General features: G+C 59.5%; 25 protein-coding genes. 20 read left to right on the top strand and 5 right to left on the bottom strand.

Annotated features, from left to right (window positions below):
* Positions 1-5: 5 nt before the first annotated feature.
* Entirely contained in the window at positions 6-563 is a 558-nt protein-coding gene (gene hslV, locus HFP51_RS08550) for an ATP-dependent protease subunit HslV (protein WP_176875329.1), read from the top strand.
* A 31-nt stretch (positions 564-594) separates the two neighbouring features.
* Positions 595-1,908, top strand: coding sequence for an ATP-dependent protease ATPase subunit HslU (gene hslU / locus HFP51_RS08555; protein WP_176875330.1), 1,314 nt, complete (start codon positions 595-597; stop codon positions 1,906-1,908).
* Here the strand turns inward: hslU and HFP51_RS08560 are convergent.
* A complete protein-coding gene (locus tag HFP51_RS08560; RefSeq protein WP_176875331.1) occupies positions 1,905-2,438 on the bottom strand; it encodes a hypothetical protein in 534 nt (177 codons plus the stop codon). The two genes, hslU and HFP51_RS08560, sit on opposite strands and share 4 nt — an antisense overlap.
* 166 nt (positions 2,439-2,604) lie before the next feature.
* Between HFP51_RS08560 and HFP51_RS08565 the strand changes: the two genes are divergently transcribed.
* Entirely contained in the window at positions 2,605-3,210 is a 606-nt protein-coding gene (locus HFP51_RS08565) for a peroxiredoxin family protein (protein ID WP_176875332.1), read from the top strand.
* A 54-nt stretch (positions 3,211-3,264) separates the two neighbouring features.
* Here the strand turns inward: HFP51_RS08565 and HFP51_RS08570 are convergent, their stop codons facing one another.
* The 3 genes from HFP51_RS08570 to HFP51_RS08580 all read right to left on the bottom strand — a co-directional run bounded on the left by HFP51_RS08570 (position 3,265) and on the right by HFP51_RS08580 (position 5,912).
* Positions 3,265-4,611: a DEAD/DEAH box helicase gene (locus HFP51_RS08570; RefSeq protein WP_176875333.1), complete on the bottom strand. Its 1,347-nt coding sequence runs from the start codon at positions 4,609-4,611 to the stop codon at positions 3,265-3,267.
* 254 nt (positions 4,612-4,865) lie between these two features.
* Entirely contained in the window at positions 4,866-5,522 is a 657-nt protein-coding gene (locus tag HFP51_RS08575) for a DUF2461 domain-containing protein (protein ID WP_176875334.1), read from the bottom strand.
* Between the two features lie 12 nt (positions 5,523-5,534).
* On the bottom strand, positions 5,535-5,912 hold the full coding sequence (locus HFP51_RS08580; RefSeq protein WP_176875335.1) for a DoxX family protein: 378 nt from the start codon (positions 5,910-5,912) through the stop codon (positions 5,535-5,537).
* Between the two features lie 114 nt (positions 5,913-6,026).
* On the opposite strand from HFP51_RS08580, the gene HFP51_RS08585 reads away from it, so the two are divergent.
* The 13 genes from HFP51_RS08585 to HFP51_RS08645 all read left to right on the top strand — a co-directional run bounded on the left by HFP51_RS08585 (position 6,027) and on the right by HFP51_RS08645 (position 16,073).
* A complete protein-coding gene (locus HFP51_RS08585) occupies positions 6,027-6,596 on the top strand; it encodes a NifU family protein (RefSeq protein ID WP_176875336.1) in 570 nt (189 codons plus the stop codon).
* Between the two features lie 40 nt (positions 6,597-6,636).
* Positions 6,637-7,227 carry a malonic semialdehyde reductase gene (locus HFP51_RS08590; protein WP_176875337.1) on the top strand — a complete coding sequence of 197 codons (591 nt, stop codon included), beginning with the start codon at positions 6,637-6,639 and terminating at the stop codon, positions 7,225-7,227.
* Between the two features lie 4 nt (positions 7,228-7,231).
* Entirely contained in the window at positions 7,232-7,846 is a 615-nt protein-coding gene (tsaB, locus tag HFP51_RS08595) for a tRNA (adenosine(37)-N6)-threonylcarbamoyltransferase complex dimerization subunit type 1 TsaB (protein ID WP_176875338.1), read from the top strand.
* Positions 7,843-8,337, top strand: a complete 495-nt coding sequence (gene rimI / locus HFP51_RS08600) for a ribosomal protein S18-alanine N-acetyltransferase (RefSeq protein WP_176875339.1) — start codon at positions 7,843-7,845, stop codon at positions 8,335-8,337. Before tsaB ends, rimI begins: the two co-directional genes overlap by 4 nt.
* 105 nt (positions 8,338-8,442) lie before the next feature.
* Entirely contained in the window at positions 8,443-8,865 is a 423-nt protein-coding gene (locus HFP51_RS08605; RefSeq protein ID WP_176875340.1) for a MucR family transcriptional regulator, read from the top strand.
* A gap of 90 nt (positions 8,866-8,955) precedes the next feature.
* Complete coding sequence (locus tag HFP51_RS08610) at positions 8,956-9,378, top strand: Fur family transcriptional regulator (RefSeq protein WP_176875341.1); 423 nt, start codon at positions 8,956-8,958, stop codon at positions 9,376-9,378.
* A gap of 150 nt (positions 9,379-9,528) precedes the next feature.
* Entirely contained in the window at positions 9,529-10,122 is a 594-nt protein-coding gene (locus HFP51_RS08615) for a 1-acyl-sn-glycerol-3-phosphate acyltransferase (RefSeq protein ID WP_176875342.1), read from the top strand.
* Positions 10,119-10,907 carry a 1-acyl-sn-glycerol-3-phosphate acyltransferase gene (locus HFP51_RS08620; RefSeq protein WP_176875343.1) on the top strand — a complete coding sequence of 263 codons (789 nt, stop codon included), beginning with the start codon at positions 10,119-10,121 and terminating at the stop codon, positions 10,905-10,907. The genes HFP51_RS08615 and HFP51_RS08620 overlap by 4 nt, the downstream gene beginning before the upstream one ends.
* 9 nt (positions 10,908-10,916) lie before the next feature.
* Positions 10,917-12,251 (top strand): tRNA (N6-isopentenyl adenosine(37)-C2)-methylthiotransferase MiaB, encoded by a 1,335-nt coding sequence (gene miaB, locus HFP51_RS08625; RefSeq protein ID WP_176875344.1) that lies wholly within the window; start codon positions 10,917-10,919, stop codon positions 12,249-12,251.
* Positions 12,251-13,243 carry a PhoH family protein gene (locus tag HFP51_RS08630; protein WP_176875345.1) on the top strand — a complete coding sequence of 331 codons (993 nt, stop codon included), beginning with the start codon at positions 12,251-12,253 and terminating at the stop codon, positions 13,241-13,243. The genes miaB and HFP51_RS08630 overlap by 1 nt, the downstream gene beginning before the upstream one ends.
* Positions 13,240-13,764: an rRNA maturation RNase YbeY gene (ybeY, locus tag HFP51_RS08635; RefSeq protein ID WP_176875346.1), complete on the top strand. Its 525-nt coding sequence runs from the start codon at positions 13,240-13,242 to the stop codon at positions 13,762-13,764. Before HFP51_RS08630 ends, ybeY begins: the two co-directional genes overlap by 4 nt.
* A gap of 12 nt (positions 13,765-13,776) precedes the next feature.
* Positions 13,777-14,694: a hemolysin family protein gene (locus HFP51_RS08640; RefSeq protein ID WP_176875347.1), complete on the top strand. Its 918-nt coding sequence runs from the start codon at positions 13,777-13,779 to the stop codon at positions 14,692-14,694.
* Positions 14,691-16,073, top strand: coding sequence for a sorbosone dehydrogenase family protein (locus HFP51_RS08645; protein WP_218135289.1), 1,383 nt, complete (start codon positions 14,691-14,693; stop codon positions 16,071-16,073). The genes HFP51_RS08640 and HFP51_RS08645 overlap by 4 nt, the downstream gene beginning before the upstream one ends.
* Here the strand turns inward: HFP51_RS08645 and HFP51_RS08650 are convergent.
* Positions 16,070-16,495, bottom strand: a complete 426-nt coding sequence (locus tag HFP51_RS08650; RefSeq protein ID WP_176875348.1) for a VOC family protein — start codon at positions 16,493-16,495, stop codon at positions 16,070-16,072. The genes HFP51_RS08645 and HFP51_RS08650 overlap by 4 nt on opposite strands.
* A gap of 92 nt (positions 16,496-16,587) precedes the next feature.
* Between HFP51_RS08650 and lnt the strand changes: the two genes are divergently transcribed.
* From lnt to HFP51_RS08670, 4 genes are all read left to right on the top strand, one after another.
* Positions 16,588-18,105: an apolipoprotein N-acyltransferase gene (lnt, locus tag HFP51_RS08655; RefSeq protein ID WP_176875349.1), complete on the top strand. Its 1,518-nt coding sequence runs from the start codon at positions 16,588-16,590 to the stop codon at positions 18,103-18,105.
* An 82-nt stretch (positions 18,106-18,187) separates the two neighbouring features.
* Positions 18,188-19,393: a methionine adenosyltransferase gene (gene metK, locus HFP51_RS08660; protein WP_176875350.1), complete on the top strand. Its 1,206-nt coding sequence runs from the start codon at positions 18,188-18,190 to the stop codon at positions 19,391-19,393.
* A gap of 55 nt (positions 19,394-19,448) precedes the next feature.
* Positions 19,449-20,966, top strand: coding sequence for an AMP-binding protein (locus tag HFP51_RS08665; RefSeq protein WP_176875351.1), 1,518 nt, complete (start codon positions 19,449-19,451; stop codon positions 20,964-20,966).
* A complete protein-coding gene (locus HFP51_RS08670; RefSeq protein WP_176875352.1) occupies positions 20,963-21,646 on the top strand; it encodes a tRNA (guanosine(46)-N(7))-methyltransferase TrmB in 684 nt (227 codons plus the stop codon). The genes HFP51_RS08665 and HFP51_RS08670 overlap by 4 nt, the downstream gene beginning before the upstream one ends.
* Positions 21,647-21,672 lie beyond the last annotated feature (26 nt).

The raw sequence follows: 21,672 nt of genomic DNA on the forward strand, positions 1-21,672 counted from the left end.
CGATCATGAGCGACAATCACAGCACTGCCCCGTGGCATGGAACCACCATTCTTGCCGTCCGAGATTCCAACAAGGCCGTAATCGCTGGCGATGGCCAGGTTTCGATGGGCCAGACAGTCATGAAACCCAACGCCAAAAAGGTGCGGCGCCTGGGCGATGGCAATGTGATTGGCGGCTTTGCTGGCGCGACGGCAGATGCCTTCACCCTGTTCGAACGGCTTGAGGCAAAGCTGGAGCGCCATAACGGCCAGCTGATGCGCGCCGCGGTTGAGCTCGCCAAGGATTGGCGGACCGACAAATATCTCCGCAATCTGGAAGCGATGATGATTGTTGCCGACAAGGACATCACCCTGATCCTCACCGGCAATGGCGATGTGCTTGAACCGGTAGACGGGATCGCGGCGATCGGATCTGGCGGCAATTATGCGCTCGCCGGCGCCCGTGCGCTGACAGATTATGAGGAAGATGCAGAAAAGATCGCCCGCCGTGCAATGGCAATCGCGGCGGAAGTCTGTGTTTACACCAATGACCAGCTGACGATCGAAACGATCGAAAACGGCTAATCGTCACTCCCTTTCGAAAGACAGTATCCTGATGAACGACGCCCTCACCCCCAAAGCCATTGTGGCTGCGCTCGACGAGCATATTATCGGTCAGAACGATGCGAAGCGCGCGGTGGCCGTTGCCCTGCGCAATCGGTGGCGCCGCCAGCGGCTGTCCGAAGAGTTGCGCAATGAAGTCACGCCGAAAAACATCCTGATGATCGGGCCGACGGGTTGCGGCAAGACCGAGATCAGCCGCCGGCTCGCCAAGCTTGCCGACGCGCCCTTCGTCAAGATCGAAGCGACCAAGTTCACCGAAGTCGGCTATGTCGGCCGCGACGTCGAACAGATTGCCCGGGACCTGGTTGAAGATGCCGTGCGCCTGGAAAAGGATCGCCGCCGCGAAGCCGTGCGCGAAGACGCGTCCAAGGCGGCCATGGAACGCCTGCTCGATGCGCTAACCGGCAAAGGCGCCAGCGATGCGACGCGCGAAAGCTTCCGCCAGCGCATTATCGACAATCATATGAATGACACCGAAGTCGAGATTGAGGTCGAGGATACGCCCAATATGCCGATGGATATTCCCGGCATGTCGGGCCAGGTCGGCATGATCAATCTGTCTGACATGATGGGTAAGGCATTCGGCCAGCAAGCGCGCAAGAAGCGCAAGATGCGCGTCGCCGATGCCTGGGACAAGCTGGTCGAGGAAGAATCCGAAAAACGGCTCGACCAGGATGATGTTGCCCGCGTGGCGCTTGCCAACGCCGAAGCCAATGGCATCGTGTTCCTGGACGAGATCGACAAGATCGCGGATTCAGATGTTCGCGGCGGTTCCGTCAGCCGCGAAGGCGTGCAGCGCGACCTGCTGCCGCTGATCGAAGGTACGACCGTGGCCACCAAATATGGCCCGATGAAAACCGATCATATCCTGTTTATCGCGTCCGGCGCATTTCATGTCGCCAAACCGAGCGATATGCTCCCCGAGCTGCAAGGTCGACTGCCGATCCGGGTCGAGCTGCGTGCACTGACCGAAGAAGATTTTGTTCGCATCCTGACCGAGACCAAAGCCAATTTGCCCGAACAGTATCGGGCGCTCATCGCCACCGAAGGCGTGGAGATCGAGTTCACCGAGGATGCGATTGCGGCGCTGGCCAAGATTGCCGCCGAGGTGAACAGCCAGATCGAAAATATTGGCGCCCGGCGCCTACAGACAGTGCTCGAAAAGCTGGTCGAGGAGATCAGCTTCGCGGCCGGGTCGGAAGAACCCGACGACGATGCCGACGCTCTGGTGATCGATGCCGCTTATGTCGAAAAGCAGCTCGCCGAAGTGGCGCGCGACACGGACCTCAGCAAATATGTGCTCTAGCAGCCGACAATCGGCGTGCTGAACAGGTAGCGATCGCCCGGGCCGTAATAGACATATTCAATCTCACCCCCGAGATCGATGAGCTCACGCGTTTCCGGGCGAGCGCAAATGGTGCGTTGATTTTGTGTCGTCGCAATATTCTGAAAGTTGCGTACCTGATTGGCATTCAGTTCCCGCGAAAGCTCATAGCGATATTGAATCCGGACGCCTTGTGACCGGGCGGCAGTCATCGTCGTCATCTCATCGATCACGATCGGACCGGCTGCGTTGACCTGGCGCACAGCGTCAGCGAGCTGCGCTTCAAGGATCGGATTGGCGCCAGATTGTTGCGGGGTTGTCGGCGCGGAACTTTGCTGTTGAGGGGCATCGCTCTGTCGGGATCCGGCAGAGCCGGTTTCTGCCGTCGAGCTGGATTCTGGTTCTTCACGCGGTTCGGCAACGACATCGCGCTCCAAAAGCCGCGGTATCAGCAGTACGGCCATGAAGGCGGCGATCGCGGCAACGGCAATGATGATGATATTCTTGTTCATCGGAATCCCCTTTGCATCCCTATTTCACAGCAACGCATGGCGGTGCAAGCCTTCCGGCGGCAGACAATAGATATTCTTGGGTATCACACAAAACTGTGATCTGGATCGTAACCTGCGCGCCCCTTATCGCGAATAAGAAGGCAGACTTTCAAATTTGGAGCAGACCATGCGCGCCTATACCATTGCCCTTATCGCCGCGACCGCCACTCTTGGCATTGCCGCCTGTACGCAGGAAAGCGAAGCCCCGACCGAGCCGGTCGAACAGGTTGAAACCGCACCGATGGACCATTCCGGCCCGGCGGTTGGCGAGGCCATTCCCGCAAATTTCCTGACCCGTGACACATCCGGCGCTGAGCGTAGCCTCGGCGATCTCAGCGGTGAAAACGGGCTGGTACTGGTATTCAATCGCTCCGCGGACTGGTGCAGCTATTGCCAGGGTCAGATGGTCGACCTGCGCGCGATTCAAGGCGATCTCGAGCAGCGCGGCTATACGCTCGCAACGCTGAGCTATGACGCGCCGGACCTGCTTGCCGACTTCGCTCAGCGCGAAGATATCGAATATGAAATGCTGTCGGACGAAGGATCGGTGATGATCGACGCGTTCGACTTGCGCGATCCGCAATATGGCCCGGAAAGCTTCGCCAATGGCGTGCCGCGGCCGGCCATTCTCGTGATCGGCACGGACGGCGTGGTCCAAGCGAAGATGGTCGAAACCGACTATCGCATTCGCCCGGAACCGGCCGATATCGTCGCTGCGGTCGACGCCCTTTAAGGATTAAACTACCGGCTGGGCGCGCACCGCACGCGGCGCGCGCCCATCGGATTTCTATCGCGCGCCCTGGCGCTTCACCGAGTTACGGTGCTGGCCAACGCCATTGCGGTTGTTGCGCCGCCGACGCCGTTTCTGACCCTGGCCTTCAGACCGTTCCCCGTCGCGTGGACGCCGCTTCTTATTGGCATGACGCGGACGTCCGCCACCAGAATTCTGTTTTTGCGCACCGCGTGACACGGCCTTGGGCAGTTCCGCCGCCTTGGCTTGAAAATCTTCCGGCAATGGCTGCTTCTGCAGGCGAATACCGGTCAGGCGTTCGATTGACTTGAGATAGCTGCGCTCATCTTCGTCATTGACGAAGGAGATCGCGATGCCGCTCGCACCGGCCCGAGCCGTCCGCCCGATCCGGTGGACATATTGTTCCGGCACATTGGGCATGTCGAAATTGAAGACATGGCTGACGGCCGGGATATCGATCCCGCGTGCGGCGATATCGGTCGCGACGAGATATTTGATCTCGCCGTTGCGAAAGGCCTGCAATGCGGCTTCGCGCTGCGGCTGGCTCTTATTGCCATGGATCGCAGCGGCACCAATTTTTGCACCCGCAAGAAAGCGCACGATCCGGTCTGCGCCATGTTTGGTGCGCGAGAAGATCAGCGCGCGTTCGATATCCTGGTCGCGCAAGGTCATCGTCAACAGCGCCTGCTTTTCCTTCTGGCCAACAAAGGTCGCATATTGCTCAACCCGCTCGGCGGTCGTCGCCTGCGGCGCAACCGAGACCTTGACCGGCTGGTACAGAAATTTGTCAGCGAGATTGGCGATATTCTTCGGCATGGTGGCCGAGAAGAAAAGGCTCTGACGGCGCTTGGGCAACAGTCGCTCGATCCGCTTCAGATCGTGAATGAAACCGAGATCGAGCATCTGGTCCGCTTCGTCGAGAACGAAAATTTCGACCTCGTCGAGGGTCAGGGCGCGCTGGTCGATCAGGTCGAGCAGCCGGCCCGGGGTGGCGACAAGCACGTCGACACCGTCGGACAGTTTGCGCTTCTGCTTGTTGACCGGAACGCCGCCAAAGACGGTGTCGATCCGCATGTGCAGGAATTTGGCATAGCCGCGCATATTGTCGGCAATCTGGCTGGCCAGCTCGCGCGTCGGCGAAAGGATCAGCATCCGGCAGGATTTTGGCCGCCGGTTGACTTCTTCCTCAGCCAGATAATCGAGCGAGGGAAGCGCGAAGGCTGCGGTCTTGCCGGTGCCGGTCTGCGCAATGCCGCACAGATCCTTGCCTTCCAGCAAGGGCGGGATCGCCTGCACCTGGATCGGTGTCGGCGTGTCATAATCCTTGGCGGCAAGCGCGCGTTGAAGAGGTTCGGCGAGGCCGAGATCGGAAAATTTGGTCACTTAATATACTCACATAAGCAACATGCAGGCGCGCACCATCGATCGATCGCACGAACCGCATATCGCGGGTTGCGAAACGACCCGCGTGAAAAGGGAAGCCTCAAAAAATTTGGCGCTGGTTATCGGCCGGTCCCGCAGTTGATGCGGACGATCACGCTGCCGATTGTTAGGAGAAACAGGGTGTCTGTTTCATGCTGCGCTGCAGCACATATGGGTGATGTTGCGCGAATACGCAAGTATCTTGCGCGCTTTGGTTAAAAAGCAACGCCGATCGAGTCCGCTATAAACCCCATCAATGGCTCGGCCCGGCGGAACTGCGCCTCAACCTCATCTTCCAGCTTTTTCGAGCGCGCGAGCGTTTCCTTGCCTTCAAACATCGCAAAAAAGCTCTTGCGCTTCAGATCCTCGATCAGCGGATGATCGGGATCAAAGCCTTTGGGACCGCGCTTCAGCTGATCGCCGCGAATATCGATATCGGCGACCGCTTCGCGCCAGCGTTCGGGCTTGTCGACTATCCGATCGCGGATCGCCCGCAACGGTTCGGACGGCGGGTGCCAGACACCCCCGCCGAAAAAGCATTTGCCCGGTTCGAAATGCACATAGAAGCCGGGCGCGTGCGCGTCTTTTCCGGCGGCATGGCGAAACTGACAGCCGACATGTGTCTTGTACGGCGTCTTGTCCTTCGAAAAGCGCGTATCGCGATAGATGCGGAACATCGACCCGCCATGCGGCCGGGGATCAACCACGATATGCTCGCTGATCGCATGCACGCGCGGCGCCATTGCCTCGATAAAGGCGGAGACCGGTTCAACGACCTCCGCCTTGTATCGATCCTTGTTCGCGTTGAACCAATCGCGCTCATTGTTCCCGGCGAGCTCCCGCAGAAAATCGAAGGTGCTTTTCGGGATCATTGGTATTCGGCTTTATTCGCCGCCACCGCCGCGCCGTTCGTCAACGCTGAGCGCGCCAGGGCCGTTGACATAGAGCACCAGGAAACCACCGGCGATTGCGAGATTTTTGAGCAATGCGCTCATATCGATGCCGCCGCCTTCAGCCGGGTGGTAGAAGAGGCCCGTTGCAACGCAGAAGAGCGCTAGCGCAATGGCAGTGTAGCGTGTGTAGAAGCCGACAATGATCATCAGGCCTGCGACAATCTCGAAAATTGTGGCGGGCCAGGCCATGATTGAGGGAACCGGTCCGGTCGCCAGAAATGCGGCGAAACCGTCAATACCCTGTGTCTTGTTAAAGCCTGCCAAGACGAACAAAGTGCCAAGCAGGATGCGACCCAACAATACCATCATTGCTACTCTCCTATTGAAAATCCCCGCCGCCAGACTGTTCCTGCAGCGCCCGCCTGTCAAATCCGGCGCCAACGCGGCCTTGATCCGATCGCAAGGAAACGCCATGTCGGGGCCATGCTGATAGAAACCGAAACCACGCCGAATCCGGCGACCCTCAAATTCCTGCCCGGTGAACAGGTCATGGCCTCCGGCACCCGCGATTTTGCGACTCCCGAAGATGCCGACGTGTCTCCGCTCGCCGAAGCGCTGTTCAATCTTGGCGATGTCACGGGTGTATTCTTCGGCCGTGATTTCGTCTCGGTGACCGCTGCGCAGGGCGTTCCCTGGGCCGGTCTCAAGCCCGATGTGCTGGGTGTGATGCTTGATCATTTTGCAAGCGGCGCACCGTTGTTCAAGGAAGGCAGCGCCGCAGAGATCGTGATTCCGGCAGAAAGTTTCGAAGATAATCCCGAGGATGCCGAAATCGTCGCGCAAATTCGCGAGCTGATCGACACGCGCGTCCGCCCGACCGTGGCCCGCGATGGCGGCGATATCGTCTATCGCGGATTCCAGCAGGGCAAGGTGTTCCTCCAGATGCAGGGCGCCTGTTCGGGCTGCCCCTCATCAACCGCGACACTCAAACAGGGCATCGAACAGCTGCTCAAACATTATGTGCCGGAAGTGACCGAGGTGCGCGCCATTTAAGCTGGCCGTGCCGACACAATCCGATCAAAGGGGACCATATATGGGCACGCCGCTTTCCGATGACGCGCTGGACACCATCTTTCGCACCGCGCGCACCTATAATGGCTATGTCGATAGGCCGGTAACCGAAGAGCAGGTCCATCAGATCTACGATCTTATGAAAATGGGGCCGACTTCGGCCAATCAGCAACCAGGGCGGTTTGCCTGGTGTCTGACCCAGGATGCCAAGGATAAGCTCGCCGACTGTGCCGCTGTAGGCAATGTCGACAAGATCCGTACTGCGCCTGCCGCAGTCGTCATTGGCATGGATCCCGACTTTCACGAGCAGCTCCCCTGGCTGTTCCCGCACGCCGACGCAAAAAGCTGGTTCGAAGCCGATCCTGTTGCGCGTGAGGACCATGCCTTTCGCAACAGCTCGCTTCAGGGTGCCTATTTCCTCATCGCAACCCGGGCGATCGGGCTCGATACCGGGCCGATGTCCGGCTTTGATCATGACAAGGTGAACGCAGCCTTCTTCGCCGGCACCAAATTCAAGGCGAATTTCATTTCAACGCTCGGCTATGGCGATCCGAAGACAATCTTCGAGCGCAGCCCGCGGCCCGAATTCTCCACCTTCAATACGATCCTCTGACACCATGATCCTGGCCATCGACACAACGAGCGAGGCCTGCTCGGTCGCGCTGATCGATGGCGACACTGTCGTCGCGGCGCAGCATGAAATCATCGGCCGTGGCCATGCCGAGCGTCTCGCGCCGATGATCGCAGAACTGCCGGACAAAGGCCGGGCGGACACCATCATCGTGGATTGCGGACCGGGCAGCTTTACCGGCCTTCGCGTCGGGCTGGCCATGGCACGTGCCTTGGGTTTTGCCTGGCAAGCAGAGGTTTATGGTTACTCTGCGCTTCCTTTGATGGCTGCAATGGCCTTTTCGGATGACGAAGCAGTCGATAGACTGGCCGTCACCATCCTCGGAGGTCATGGCGAAATGTTCGTCCAGCGATTCGAAAGAACCGGTCTGCGTGAGATCGCGCCTCTGGCGTCGATGACGCCCGACCGCGCAATTGTCGAAATCAAAGAAGATCTTATGATAGGGAATGGCGCCGCTGAGCTGGTCGCCCTCGCCGGCAAGGGCGAGGCCCGCAATCTATGGCCCCGCGCCGCAGATGTCCTGCTGCTGCCTGAAAGCTACCGCTCCCTCGCCCCCCACCCAATCTATGGACGCGCACCCGACGCGAAGCCGTCGCAATGAGTGTCATCGCTTCTTTCGGTGCCACCAGCACAGGCCGCCGGTCCAACCGCGAGCTCGACGATGTCATGACGATTATGGAGGACGCCTTCGATCCGCGGTTCGGCGAAGGCTGGTCGCGCTCGCAATGCGATGGAATGCTGGGCGACGCGCATAGCTGGATCACTCTGGTAACGCTTGATGATGAACCGGCGGGCTTCGCGATGGCGCGGATGATCGTGGACGAGGCTGAATTATTGCTGATAGCCGTCCGCTCGGCTTTCCGCGGGCGCGGAATTGGACGCGATCTTCTCCGCCAGGTTCAGGACGCTGCTGCCGAACGGGGTGCCAAGCGACTGCACCTGGAAGTTCGAGACGGCAACGCCGCTGCGAAGTTGTACCAAGCCGCCGGATTCGAAAAGATCGGCCAGCGGCGCGACTATTATAGCGGCGAGGACGGTGAGCGTTTCGACGCTATTACATTGGCATTGCAGCTAAATCCGGTGTCCGGCTGACCATCAACGCGATGGCGTTGCTTTATCCATTTTGGATTGACATGGTGACGCCGTCTGCATCGCAGCATAACACCAAAAAAACGAACAACTTGGGATCGTAATTACATGACCGATACTGTCGATATGACCGAAACGCTCATTACTTTGACTGCCGATATTGTATCGGCCCATGTCAGCAATAATAGCGTTGCAGTTTCCGACCTGCCCTTACTGATCCAGAATGTGCACAGCGCGCTTAGCGATCTCGATGAGGCAAATGCCGAAGAAGAAAAGCCAGAACCGGCTGTTTCGATCCGCTCGTCAATCAAGCCCGATTACATTGTCTGCCTTGAAGACGGCAAGAAGCTGAAGATGCTGAAGCGCCACCTGATGACCCACTATGGCATGACACCAGATGAGTATCGCCAGCGCTGGGGCCTGCCGGCCGACTATCCGATGGTATCGCCCAACTATGCAGAGCAGCGCCGCAAACTGGCCAAAAAAATCGGCCTTGGGCGTAAACCCGGCAGCCGCCGCAAACGCAAGTAAAATCAAAGCTGGCGGGACGTAAATCGCGCCGCATAATATTAGCGTCGCGTTTCTCTTTTCAGCCGCACGGAATTTCTCTAGACCGAAGTCATGCATCGCAAAATCGACATTGAAGCCCTGTGCGCCGAAAAAGGCTTGCGCATCACCGAACAGCGGCGCGTGATTGCTCGCGTGTTGTCGGAAGCCGATGATCATCCCGATGTCGAGGCGCTGCACGAACGCGCTTCGGCCGTGGACAGCGGCATTTCTATCGCCACCGTTTATCGAACGGTTCGGCTGTTCGAAGAAGCCGGTATTCTCGAACGGCATGACTTTGGCGATGGGCGCGCCCGCTACGAAGCGGCGGCCGATGAACATCATGATCACCTGATCGATGTCGAGACCGGCAAGGTTATCGAGTTTGTCGATGAGGAGTTGGAAGAGCTCCAGCGCCAGATCGCTGAGAAGCTGGGCTATCGGCTCGTCGATCACCGTATGGAATTATACGGTGTGTCCCTCAATCGAGACAAATAGGATAGCCGGTTGATACGCTTCCTGTTTCGCTTGGCATGGCTGGCGGGATTGATCCTGTTGTGCGTGCCGCTCCACCTCTTGTGGCGCCTGTTTCGCGCGCGATCCCCCTGGCCCCAGCGCTTTTTGGGATGGTGCGCGCGGGCTTGCGGAATGCGCGCGACGATTGTCGGCGAGCGGGCACCCGGAACCATATTGTTCGCGTCCAACCATCAAAGCTGGATGGATATCCTGCTGATCGGCGGGGCGACCGGCGCCTCCTTTGTGTCCAAGGAAACGGTGCGCCGCTGGCCCATCGCTGGTTGGCTCGCGACAATGGTTGGTACAATTTACATCGCCAATAGCGATCGCCGCGCCGCGGGCGCGCAGGCCGAACGCATTCGCGAAGCGCTGCACGAAGGCAAATCGGTCGCATTCTTCCCGGAAGGCCGGCTCAACAATGGCACACTCCAACAATTCCGCCCGGCATTATTCGGCGCAGTCATTCCCCCCGTTGATCATATCAGCGTGCAGCCGATCGCCCTTGATTATGGCGACAACCGCATGGAGTTGATCTGGCAGCGGGGCACACATGCTGCGACCAACGCACGATCGATTTTTGCACGGCGCGGGGTTGAGGATGTAACAATTCATTTGCTCGAACCGATACCAATCGACGAAAACTCGCACCGCAAGGATATTGCCGAGCAATGCGGAACGACAATTGCAGGCGCGCTTGGACAAAGGATCGAACAAACGCAGGAATGAGCACGGAAGACCCAGAAAGCTATCCGCCCATCGGATTTTTTGGACCGGTTCGGTTCCTGCTCCGGCTCATCGCGATGTTTGTCCTGTTGGGCCTGTGCCTTGTGGTGCATGTTGCCTATCGGCTGGTTGGCCTGACCTCGCCCTGGCCTGCGCGTTTTCTCTACGGCATCGCCTGGATCCTCAACATTCGGATCGCCACCGAAGGCGTACCGCTGAAAGAAGACGTGTTCTACGTCGCCAACCATCTGAGCTGGATCGACATTCCGATTATCGGCGGCGTCACCCGGTCAGCCTTTGTCGCCAAGGCCGAGATTCGCAAATGGCCGATTACCGGCTGGCTCGCGACCATGAACCATACGGTCTTCGTTTCGCGGGGCGATCGGCTCGGCGTTGCCAAACAAATTGAAGAGTTGAAAGCGGCGATCGAAGAACACCAGCCGGTGACAATCTTCCCCGAAGGGACGACCACCGACGGTACCAGCCTGTTGCCGTTCAAACCCTCGCTCTTTGCAGTATTGGTTCCGCCGCCGCGCGGGATTCGCGTCCAGCCAATCATGCTCGATTTCAATGGCCTGGGTCAGGAAGTGGGCTGGATCGGCACCGAGGGCGCCCTCCATTATACCTGGCGGATCATGTGTCGGCGGGACGTTATCCCGGTCCGCATGGTGTTTTTGACACCCTTCGATCCGACCCATTGCAACGACCGCAAGGAGATTGCCCAGACAGCCCGCGAACAGATACGCCGCGCGCTCTCCGCTTCTCTTGGCGGCAAGTCCGTCCTATAGGCGCGCCCCATGAGTCGAACCGATCCGAAAAGCTATTTCGTCAAAAGCTTTGGCTGCCAGATGAACGTCTATGATGGCGAGCGCATGGCCGAGCTGCTGGACGCCAAGGGATTGTCGCCCGCCGATGACGCGGATGCGGCCGATCTCGTCGTGCTCAATACCTGCCACATTCGCGAGAAGGCAGCCGAGAAGGTCTATTCCGATATTGGCCGCATGCGGCGCGATGATGGATCGACGCCGATGATCGCTGTCGCCGGTTGTGTGGCCCAGGCCGAAGGTGCAGAAATTCCGCGCCGGGCGCGCGAAGTCGATATCGTCGTTGGCCCGCAAGCCTATCACAATCTCCCCGAGCTCGTTGCCAAGGCTGCGCGCGGCGAAAATGCGCTCGACACCGACATGCCGGCGGATTCGAAATTCGGTGCGCTGCCGAAGCGCGCCAAACAGGCACCCAGCGCCTTCCTCACCGTGCAGGAAGGCTGCGACAAATTCTGCACCTATTGCGTCGTTCCCTATACGCGCGGCGCGGAAATATCGCGGCCCTGGGCGGCGATTGTCGATGAAGCCAAGGCGCTGGTCGATGCCGGGGCGAAGGAGATCACCCTGCTCGGCCAGAATGTGAATGCCTGGGCCGCCGAAGACGCGTCCGGGACGATGCAAGGACTGGATGGCCTGATCCGCGCACTGGACGGCATTACCGGTCTTGAGCGCATTCGCTACACAACCAGCCATCCCAACGACATGACCGACGGGTTGATCGCGGCGCATGCCGAGGTCGAGACGCTGATGCCCTATCTGCATCTTCCGGTGCAATCCGGCAGCGATCCGATCCTGAAAGCCATGAACCGCAGTCATAGCGCCGAGAGCTATCTCAAAATCATCGAACGGATGCGCGCTGCGCGGCCGGACATAGCAATCTCCGGCGATTTCATCGTCGGCTTCCCGGGCGAAAGCGATAGTGACTTCGAAGCGACGCTCGATATCGTCCGCGCGACCAATTATTCGCAGGCCTTCTCGTTCAAATATAGCGCGCGCCCAGGCACCCCGGCCGCCGAAATGACTGACGATTTTATTCCGGCCGAACTGGCTGACGAACGACTCCAGCGGCTGCAGGCGCTGCTCAACGAACAGCAAATGGCGTTTAATGAGCAGACCGTCGGCATGCGCACCCGGCTCTTGCTCGAGCGCGACGGACGCAAGCCCGGCCAGCGTATCGGCAAATCGCCCTGGCTCCAATCGGTTCACCTGGAAACCGACGCTGCAATTGGAACTATGGTAGATGTCGACATTGTCAGTGCCGGGCCGAAGAGTCTCGGCGGCGCGCTGGCGCGAAAGGAAGCGGCCTGATGGCGAAAAAGAATACAGCCAAGGCTGAACCCGGCCGGACCCGGCTCGATCTTGAGTTTGAGCGGCAGGACCTGCTTGGCGGTCTGTTTGGCGAATATGACCAAAATCTCGTCGCCATCGAAAATCGGCTGGGCGTTTACATCGCCGCGCGCGGTAATCAGCTGACGATTGAAGGCGACGCAGAAAATGCCGAGCGCGCCCGCGATGTGCTGACCGGCCTTTATAACCGTCTGGCCAAGGGCCAGGAAATCGATGCCGGAGCCGTATCCGCGGTGATCGCCATGTCGGCTGAGCCAACCTTGGACGGAGTTGTCCGCAAAGATGTGTCGGAACCGCCCAAGGTGATGATCCGCACGCGCAAGAAAACGATCGTCCCCCGCTCGGTTGCCCAGACCCATTATATGGAAGCGCTGGCCCGCGACGATGTGATCTTTTCGCTTGGGCCTGCAGGGACCGGCAAAACCTATCTCGCGGTCGCCCAGGCCGTGCATCAGCTGATCACCGGCTCGGTTGATCGCCTCATCCTGTCACGCCCGGCTGTGGAAGCCGGCGAACGGCTGGGGTTCCTGCCCGGCGACATGCGCGAAAAGGTCGATCCCTATCTGCGACCGCTTTACGACGCGCTCTATGACATGCTGCCCAGCGACCAGGTTGAGCGGCGGATCGCCAGCGGTGAAATCGAGATTGCTCCGATCGCCTTTATGCGCGGACGGACACTCGCCGATGCCTTTGTGATCCTTGATGAGGCGCAGAACACCACACCGGCGCAGATGAAGATGTTCCTGACCCGCTTCGGCGAAAATAGCCGGATGGTCGTGTGCGGCGACCCGAAACAGGTCGACCTTCCCGGCGAAGGCGTGTCCGGCCTTGCTGATGCGGTATCCCGGCTCGAAAATGTAAAGGGCATCGCCACCGTGCGCTTTGGCGTTGGCGATGTTGTCCGTCACCCCGTCGTGGGCCGGATCGTCGAAGCCTATGAGGGCGCGGGATGATCGCAGTCGCGGTACAACGCGGCGACCACTGGGCGGACCGCGAAAATTGGGAAGAGCTGGCACAAAAGGCGGTCGACCAAGCCATTCGCCAGACACCATACGCCGAGCTCGCCTCCCAACCCTGGGCCGTCGAAGTGTCCGTCAAACTCACCGACAATGCGGAGATGCAACAGCTCAACGCCGCCTATCGCGACAAGGACAAGCCGACCAATGTCCTGTCCTTCCCGATGGTCCAGCCGGATATGCTCGCCACGCTGTCCAATAGCGACGATGGCGAGGTGCTGCTCGGTGATATCGTCTTGGCGCATGATGTTTGCCGGGCCGAAGCCGAAGAGAAATTCATTTCTGTCCCGGACCATGCGACGCACCTTATTGTCCATGGTACATTGCATTTGCTAGGCTATGATCACGAAACGGGCGAAGCCGAGGCCGACGCGATGGAAGCCCTTGAGAAAGCGGCCCTAGCGGCTCTGGGTATTGCTGACCCTTATCAGCCCGTTGTGAACTTGAACGAGGTATAGCACACCAATTTTATGCCAGAAGAATCGAGTAGCACCGCCCCCGCTGAAAACAGCGGCGGGCGATTATGGAAAGGCCTTCGCGGCCTGATTTTCGGAGAGAATGGCGAAGCGACGCTGCGCGATGAGCTGGAAGCAGCCATCGATGAACATGATGCGGAAATCGATGATAATGGCGATTTATCCGCCGTTGAGCGCCAGATGCTCAAGCGCCTGCTCCATTTCGGTGAAACAACAGCCGACGATGTCTGCGTGCCGCGCGCCGACATTATAGCCATCGAGGAGAAAGAGAGCTTCGACACCATAGTGAAGGTGTTTGCAGAAGCCGGTCATAGCCGCCTCCCCGTCTATCGCGAGAGCCTCGATGAGGTGATCGGCATGGTCCATATCCGCGATATCTTTGCCGCGCTGGTATCGGACGAACCCCGGCCGGCGACAATTGAGAGCTTTATCCGCGAGCCGCGCTATGTCCCCGAATCGATGGGGGTTCTTGATTTGCTCGCCGAGATGCAGACGACGCGCACCCATATGGCGATCGTGCTCGATGAATATTCAGGCACCGAAGGCATTGTGACCATCGAAGATATTGTCGAGGAAATTGTCGGCGAAATCGAAGACGAGCATGACGAAGAAGCCAGCGAGCTGCTGACCGAAACGGCCAATGGCCATTGGGAAGCCGAAGCCCGCGCCGAGCTTGATGATGTTGCCGAGATTATTGACGAGCGGCTTGGCGAGATTGACGAGGATGTCGATACGCTGGGCGGCCTCGCCTTTGTCCTGGCCGGGCGGGTCCCGGTCGAAGGCGATCTGCTGGACCACCCGAGCGGCTGGCAGCTCGAAGTTACCGAGGGCGACAGCAAGCGCGTCACGCGATTGAAACTACACCCCCCGGGTGACAATGCTGATGACGAATCCGGAAGGAATGAGAAATGAGCCGCAGAAGACTGATCATGATCCCCTTCGCCCTGCTCGTGCTGGGCGTTGTTGTGTGGCTGATGATCCGCCCGCATCCGGCTCGGCTCAGCGTTGAAGCGGTCAGCGGACAGACCCCGCAGATCACCGATCCGCGCGCCGAAACCTTTCCGACGATCAATGTCGCCGAAGCAACCGGCTGGAACGAAGGCCAGATGCCAATTGCGGCCGAAGGGCTTGAGGTCAATCTGTTTGCCGATGATCTCGATCACCCACGCTGGATGTTGACGCTTGATAATGGCGATGTGCTGGTCGCTGAAAGCCGGGCGCCGGAGCGCGAATATAGCGGCGTCACGGGCTGGTTTGAGCGACGACTGATGACCCGCGCCGGCGCACTGGGCGCCTCGGCAAACCGCATTACCCTGCTGCGCGATGTCGATCGCGATGGGACGTCAGATCAGCGAACGACGCTGCTCGACGAAAGCAATGGGATGAACTCACCGTTCGGAATGGCGGTGACGGAGGGCTATCTCTACATCGCCAATACCGATGCCTTGATCCGCTATCCGTTCGAACCCGGCCAGACCGAAATTGAAGGCCAGGGCGAAGTCATTGTTGAGCTCCCGGCCAATGCGCCCAACAGCCACTGGACCAAGAATGTCGTCGCCCATCCCGATGACCCGAACCTGCTTTATGTGGCTGTCGGATCGAACAGCAATATCGGCGAACGTGGTATGGATGCTGAGGAAAATCGTGCGGCGGTCCTCGAAGTGAATGTCGAGGAGCGCGATTTCCGGATCTTCACCGCTGGCCTGCGCAACCCTGTCGGCCTTGATTGGGAGCCGACCCGCAACCGTCTCTACACGGTCGTGAATGAGCGCGACATGCTGGGCGGCGACCTTGCCCCTGACTATCTGGGCGAAGTGGTGTTCGGTGCCCATTATGGCTGGCCGGGCGTATATTGGGGTCGCTATCTCGACGAACGGGTCGAGCCGATGACACCGCGTCTCGCTCAATATGCGCGGGTTCCGGATTACGCCCTGGGCCCGCATACCGCCTCGCTCGGCCTCGAATTTGCAGATCGCGCGCGGCTTGGATCGCAGTTCAGCAACGGTGCCTTTATCGGACAACATGGTTCCTGGAACCGCCGACCGCGCTCAGGCTACAAGGTTGTATTCGTGCCATTTGAAAATGGTCGACCGGTCGGCGAGATGGTCGATGTGCTGACCGGTTTCGTTGATGGCGATAACGCGCTTGGCCGTCCGGTCGGGGTGATGACCGATGCCACCGGTGCCTTGCTCGTGGCCGATGATGTCGGCGACGTGATCTGGCGGGTCAGCAATCCGTCCGCGCCGCCGGCTAGTGACGAAGATGCGGCGGACGGCGAAGCCGACAGCTAATCTGTCGCGAAGAGCTGATCGGGATCGCGAAAGGCTTTGAATTCGAGCGCATTGCCGCTCGGGTCGCGCACAAACATTGTCGCTTGCTCGCCCGGTTCGCCTTCGAAGCGGAGATAGGGTTCGAGTACCCATTGGATGCCAGCTGCCTCTAGCCGGGCCTTCAATGCGTGAAACGCATCCCATTCGAGCACTGCACCGAAGTGCGGAACCGGCACGTCATGGCCATCGACCGGGTTGCTGACAGCATTCGAACCGGCATTATCATCGAGATGCGCGACGATCTGATGCCCGAAAAAATCGAAATCGATCCAATGGCTGTCCGATCTTCCTTCGGTACAGCCGATGATCTCGCCATAGAAGCGGCGCGCAGCCTCAAGATCATTGACCTGGAAGGCGAGATGGAAAGGTGGAAGATGTGTCATGGCCCGTCCTTAGGCGATTCTGTTGATGGCGGGAATGATGCTCTGCATTGAAATGCGGTGCTTCAGGGAATAGCGATGGTCGGGTGAGACACATGCTAATCGCTTTGGGTGCCGGCGCTTTGTCCGCCACCGGCTTTGCGCCGCTTGGGCTATGGCCGATGACGCTCGCCGCCTTTGCGGTGCTGATCGCATTGACGCTCAACGTTGCCCGGATGCGCACAGCTTTTGCGACCGGCTATGTATTTGGTCTGGGGCATTTCATCGTTGGGCTGAACTGGATGGCGGGCTCCTTTGCCTATCAATCGGCAATGCCTGCCTGGCTGGGCTGGGTCGCGGTTATCATCGCTGCGCTCTATTTGTCCCTGTTTCCGGGACTCGCCACGGCATTGGCCTGGCGGATCGGCAAGGCGATGCCCGTTACCTTCGTCCTGTTGTTTGCAGCGACCTGGATCGCAACCGAGTTCCTGCGCGCCTCGATCCTGTTCGACTTTGCCTGGAACCCCCTCGCCGCGATCACTGTCAGCACATTGGGAAGCGAGGGACTGTTGGCACCATCCGTGCGGATCGTCGGTACCTATGGCCTGTCGGGGCTGCTCATCCTGTTGGCAGGCGCGATCTTCCTGATCTTCCACGAGCGGCGCTGGCCTGCGCTCGCCATGTTGGTCGGAATACCGCTGGTCCTGAGCATTGCCGGCTGGTGGAACCTGCCACTGACCCTGACCGCTCCCGCAGACGCCAATCGTCAAATGATTCAGGTGATCCAACCCAATATCGATCAGGCGGTGAAATGGGATCCGGCCTTTGCCCAGGACAATTTCGAGCGCCTCGCTGCAACGACAGGCGAGCCGTCAGATGAGCCGCGCCTTATCTTTTGGCCGGAAGCCGCGGTACCCGAATTTATCGAGGATGATCCGGTCGCACGCCTCCGCATCGCCAGCCTGTTGGGTGAGGATGACATACTCTTACTGGGCGCAACCAAGCTTATCGTCGAGACCGACGAGGATGGTCGCCGCCGCGCTGTGGGTGCGCGCAACAGCCTGTATGCAATGGATGGCGATGGCGAAATTCTCGCCCGCTACGACAAGGCCAATCTTGTGCATTTCGGTGAGTATTTGCCTTTGCGCGGCTTTTTCGAAGCGGTTGGTATGTCGCGCCTCGCACCCGGCGATCTCGATTTCTGGCCGGGGCCTGGGCCTGCAACGCTGGACCTGCCGGGCTTTGGTCGGGTTGGTGGACAGATTTGTTATGAGATTATCTTTTCCGGCCAGGTCGTGGACCGGGACGATCGGCCAGATTTTTTGTTCAATCCGTCGAACGACGCCTGGTTTGGCGCCTGGGGTCCGCCCCAGCATCTCGCCCAGGCGCGACTTCGGGCGGTTGAGGAAGGGTTGCCGGTAATCCGATCAACGCCCACCGGCATTTCCGCGGTGATCGATGCGCGCGGCTATGTTGTCGATCATATCCCGTATCAGGAAGCCGGAATGATCAGCAGTGCGCTGCCTGCCGCAGCCAGCCCGACTGTGTTCGCCCGCTACGGCAATCTCATCCCCCTGCTGTTTGCGCTCCTATTATGCGGATTGGCGTTTGCACTGATGCGCCGCCCTCGCTAAGTGACATAAGGATTTCTTTATATGTAGACCGGACGTGCCAGCAGGGCCTATCCGGTCTTTCTTTATTGGATTGAGGACCAGCATGCGCAGCAATTATCTCTTCACGTCCGAAAGCGTCTCAGAAGGCCATCCGGACAAGGTTTCGGACCAGATTTCGGACGCCGTCGTCGATCTGTTCCTGTCGCGCGATCCCGAAGCGCGGGTCGCTTGTGAGACGCTGACGACAACCGATCGCATTGTTCTGGCTGGAGAAGTTCGCGGTGTCGGCATGATCGATACGGACGGAAATTGGGAACCCGGCGCGCTCGAAGCTATCGAACAGGCAGCGCGCAGTGCGGTGAAGCGGATCGGCTATGAACAAGAGGGTTTTCATTGGAAGACGCTCGACTATGCCTGCCATCTTCACCCGCAATCGAGCGATATCGCGCAAGGCGTCGATTCGGATGGCAACAAGGATGAAGGCGCTGGCGACCAGGGCATCATGTTTGGCTATGCGTGCGACGAAACGCCGGACCTGATGCCGGCGACGCTCTATTATTCGCACAAGATACTCGAGCGTCTTGCCGATGATCGCCATAGCGGTGCGGCCCCGTTCCTCGAACCCGACAGCAAGAGCCAGGTCTCGCTGCGCTACGTAGATGGCGAGCCGGTTGCCGCAACGGCGCTGGTCGTCTCGACCCAGCATGCCGCCAGCCACTCCAACGATGAAGGCCAGGCCGCGATCCGCGATTATGTGGTCGGCGTCTTTCATGACGTGCTGCCCGATGGCTGGATCACCGACGAAACGGAAATCCACGTCAATCCGACCGGCAACTTCGAAATCGGCGGACCCGACGGCGATGCCGGGCTCACCGGACGCAAGATCATTGTCGACACCTATGGCGGCGCCAGCCCGCATGGCGGCGGCGCATTCAGCGGCAAGGATCCGACCAAGGTCGATCGTTCAGCCGCTTATGTGACTCGCTATCTCGCCAAGAATGTCGTGGCTGCCGGGCTTGCCAAGAAATGCACGATCCAGGTCAGCTATGCGATCGGCGTGTCGCACCCGCTATCCTTCTATGTCGATCTGCATGGCACCGGTCAGGTGGACGAAGCTGTGCTCGAAGAAGTGCTGCCGAATCTCGTAAACCTGACACCGCGCGGCATTCGCGAACATCTGAGCCTCAATCGACCGATCTATGAACGCTCTGCGGCCTATGGTCATTTCGGACGGACCGCCGAGGGCGACTTCTTCACCTGGGAAAAGACAGACCTGGTCGATGCGCTCAAGGCTGCTGTCGGGCAATAGCCACGCCGGGCAACCGGGCAGACAAGCAAATCCGACTACAGTATGAGCGGCTGCGATGACCGATCCGGCTAATCTCTACGCCCATATTGCTGCGGCCGCCGAACAGGCAGGCAACAAGCCGCTTATCGTCGAGGGCGATACCGTCCGGCTGCGTTATGATGCACTCGACGCGGAAACCGCGCGCTGGGCGAATGCGCTGACGGACCTTGGCGGACAGCCGGGTGACCGCATCGTTGTACAGGTCGGTAAGTCGATCGAGAATGTCCTGCTCTATCTGGCGAGCCTGAGGTTGGGCCTCGTCTATGTTCCGCTAAATACCGCCTATACCGCGGCTGAGCTCGACTATTTCATTGCTGATGCGGAACCGGTGATCATTGTCTGCGATCCGGCTGCGGAAGGCTCGGTGGCCGGTATTGCCGGAGATGCGAAGCTCGTCACCCTGGATGCCACCGGCAGCGGCAGCCTGGCCGAACGCGTTTCGCAGGCCAGCACAGAGGCCGCCCCAATCGCGTCGCGCGCGGCAGACGATCTCGCCGCGATCCTCTACACATCCGGAACCACCGGCGTGTCCAAGGGCGCGATGTTGAGCCATGACAACCTCGCTTCCAACGCGCGGGTCTTGCTCGATTACTGGCACTGGCAGTCAGACGATGTGCTGATCCATGCGCTGCCCATCTATCATGTCCATGGCCTGTTCGTAGCGCTGCATCTCGCGCTGCTCGGCGGGTCTACGATCCGTTTTCACAAGGCCTTCGACGCGGACGCGATCATCGCGGACCTGCCGCAGTCGACGGTATTGATGGGCGTGCCGACCTTCTATGTCCGCCTCGCCGATCATCCAGGCGTCACGCGCGACGCCAGCAGTGCCATGCGCCTCTTCATCAGCGGATCGGCGCCATTGCTCGAAAGCACTTTTACCGAGTTCGAAGCCAAGACCGGCCAGCCGATTCTCGAACGTTATGGAATGACGGAGGCGGGCATGATCACCTCCAATCCCTATGAGGGGAATCGGGTTCCCGGCACCGTCGGCTTTGCGCTGCCGGGCGTTTCAGCGCGCGTGGCGGATGAGCTTGGCAATGAAGTTGAACGCGGGACGCCCGGCGTTCTCGAAATAACCGGACCAAATCTGTTTCAGGGTTATTGGAAGAAAGCCGACAAGACCGCCGAAGAGATGCGCGACGATGGATATTTCATCACCGGCGATATTGCGACGATGGACGCCGAAGGCCGCGTCGCGATTGTTGGCCGGGCGAAGGATCTGATTATCGCTGGCGGGCTCAACATCTATCCCAAGGAAATAGAGCTTGCGATCGATGCGATTGACGGGGTGCGCGAGAGCGCGGTGATCGGGGTGCCGCATCCCGATCTTGGTGAGGCGGTGGTCGGGATCGTGGTGCGCGAGACCGAAACTATCGATGAAAGTGCGATATCCGCTGTGTTGGAAAATCGGCTCGCGCGCTTCAAGCAGCCGCGGAAAATCCTATTTGCCGATGCCCTGCCCCGCAACGCGATGGGCAAGGTGCAGAAAGCCAAGCTGCGCGACGACCATAGCGAGTTATTTGCCAGCACATGACCGTAGATCCCGCCACCATCCGCCGCCTCTATGGCCGCTCCAAGGGGCACAAGCTGCGTGTCGGCCAGCAGGCGATGTTCGATACGATGCTACCCGAGCTCGCGATTCCCGAAGACGGTCCGCTCGATGCGCGCGCCATCTTCGGCAATGATAGCCCGCTCGAATTCGAGATCGGCTTTGGCTCGGGCGAGCATCTCGCCGCCCAGGCTGCCGCGCGGCCGGATACCAACTTTATCGGCTGCGAGCATTTCATCAACGGCGTCGTCGGGCTGCTGGGCCATATCAAGGATGCCGGGCTCACCAATATCCGCATCCATATGGGCGATGCGCTCGACGCGCTTGAGCGGCTCCCCGATGGCTCGCTCGACCGGCTCTATCTGCTCCACCCCGATCCCTGGCCCAAAGCCAAACATGCCAAGCGCCGGATGATGAACCACGGCCCGATCGACATGATTGCCGCCAAGCTCAAACCCGGCGCCGAGTTCCGCCTGGGCACCGATCATCCGATCTATTGCCGCTGGGCGATGATGATCATGGGCCAGCGACCCGAGTTCGCCTGGCAGGCGCAAAACCCGCGCGATTTTCTGGATCGCCCTGAGGATTGGCCCGAAACCCGCTATGAGCGCAAGGCCCGCGGAAAAGGCCATGAAGTCTGGTATTTCCGCTATCTGCGCCAATAGGTGATTCGATGTTGAGGTGCGTCTTT

The organism is Parasphingopyxis sp. CP4 (genome assembly GCF_013378055.1).
Lineage (GTDB): Bacteria > Pseudomonadota > Alphaproteobacteria > Sphingomonadales > Sphingomonadaceae > Parasphingopyxis.

Coding starts and splice junctions, on each gene's coding strand:
- HFP51_RS08605 (WP_176875340.1), top strand. CDS start 8,443: ATGACCGATACTGTCGATATGACCGAAACGCTCATTACTTTGACTGCC.
- lnt (WP_176875349.1), top strand. CDS start 16,588: ATGCTAATCGCTTTGGGTGCCGGCGCTTTGTCCGCCACCGGCTTTGCG.
- HFP51_RS08585 (WP_176875336.1), top strand. CDS start 6,027: ATGCTGATAGAAACCGAAACCACGCCGAATCCGGCGACCCTCAAATTC.
- ybeY (WP_176875346.1), top strand. CDS start 13,240: ATGATCGCAGTCGCGGTACAACGCGGCGACCACTGGGCGGACCGCGAA.
- HFP51_RS08620 (WP_176875343.1), top strand. CDS start 10,119: ATGAGCACGGAAGACCCAGAAAGCTATCCGCCCATCGGATTTTTTGGA.
- metK (WP_176875350.1), top strand. CDS start 18,188: ATGCGCAGCAATTATCTCTTCACGTCCGAAAGCGTCTCAGAAGGCCAT.
- HFP51_RS08560 (WP_176875331.1), bottom strand. CDS start 2,438: ATGAACAAGAATATCATCATCATTGCCGTTGCCGCGATCGCCGCCTTC.
- HFP51_RS08650 (WP_176875348.1), bottom strand. CDS start 16,495: ATGACACATCTTCCACCTTTCCATCTCGCCTTCCAGGTCAATGATCTT.
- HFP51_RS08590 (WP_176875337.1), top strand. CDS start 6,637: ATGGGCACGCCGCTTTCCGATGACGCGCTGGACACCATCTTTCGCACC.
- HFP51_RS08565 (WP_176875332.1), top strand. CDS start 2,605: ATGCGCGCCTATACCATTGCCCTTATCGCCGCGACCGCCACTCTTGGC.
- HFP51_RS08645 (WP_218135289.1), top strand. CDS start 14,691: ATGAGCCGCAGAAGACTGATCATGATCCCCTTCGCCCTGCTCGTGCTG.
- HFP51_RS08640 (WP_176875347.1), top strand. CDS start 13,777: ATGCCAGAAGAATCGAGTAGCACCGCCCCCGCTGAAAACAGCGGCGGG.
- HFP51_RS08630 (WP_176875345.1), top strand. CDS start 12,251: ATGGCGAAAAAGAATACAGCCAAGGCTGAACCCGGCCGGACCCGGCTC.
- HFP51_RS08665 (WP_176875351.1), top strand. CDS start 19,449: ATGACCGATCCGGCTAATCTCTACGCCCATATTGCTGCGGCCGCCGAA.
- tsaB (WP_176875338.1), top strand. CDS start 7,232: ATGATCCTGGCCATCGACACAACGAGCGAGGCCTGCTCGGTCGCGCTG.
- HFP51_RS08615 (WP_176875342.1), top strand. CDS start 9,529: ATGCGCGCGACGATTGTCGGCGAGCGGGCACCCGGAACCATATTGTTC.
- HFP51_RS08670 (WP_176875352.1), top strand. CDS start 20,963: ATGACCGTAGATCCCGCCACCATCCGCCGCCTCTATGGCCGCTCCAAG.
- hslU (WP_176875330.1), top strand. CDS start 595: ATGAACGACGCCCTCACCCCCAAAGCCATTGTGGCTGCGCTCGACGAG.
- HFP51_RS08575 (WP_176875334.1), bottom strand. CDS start 5,522: ATGATCCCGAAAAGCACCTTCGATTTTCTGCGGGAGCTCGCCGGGAAC.
- HFP51_RS08610 (WP_176875341.1), top strand. CDS start 8,956: ATGCATCGCAAAATCGACATTGAAGCCCTGTGCGCCGAAAAAGGCTTG.
- HFP51_RS08580 (WP_176875335.1), bottom strand. CDS start 5,912: ATGATGGTATTGTTGGGTCGCATCCTGCTTGGCACTTTGTTCGTCTTG.
- rimI (WP_176875339.1), top strand. CDS start 7,843: ATGAGTGTCATCGCTTCTTTCGGTGCCACCAGCACAGGCCGCCGGTCC.
- hslV (WP_176875329.1), top strand. CDS start 6: ATGAGCGACAATCACAGCACTGCCCCGTGGCATGGAACCACCATTCTT.
- miaB (WP_176875344.1), top strand. CDS start 10,917: ATGAGTCGAACCGATCCGAAAAGCTATTTCGTCAAAAGCTTTGGCTGC.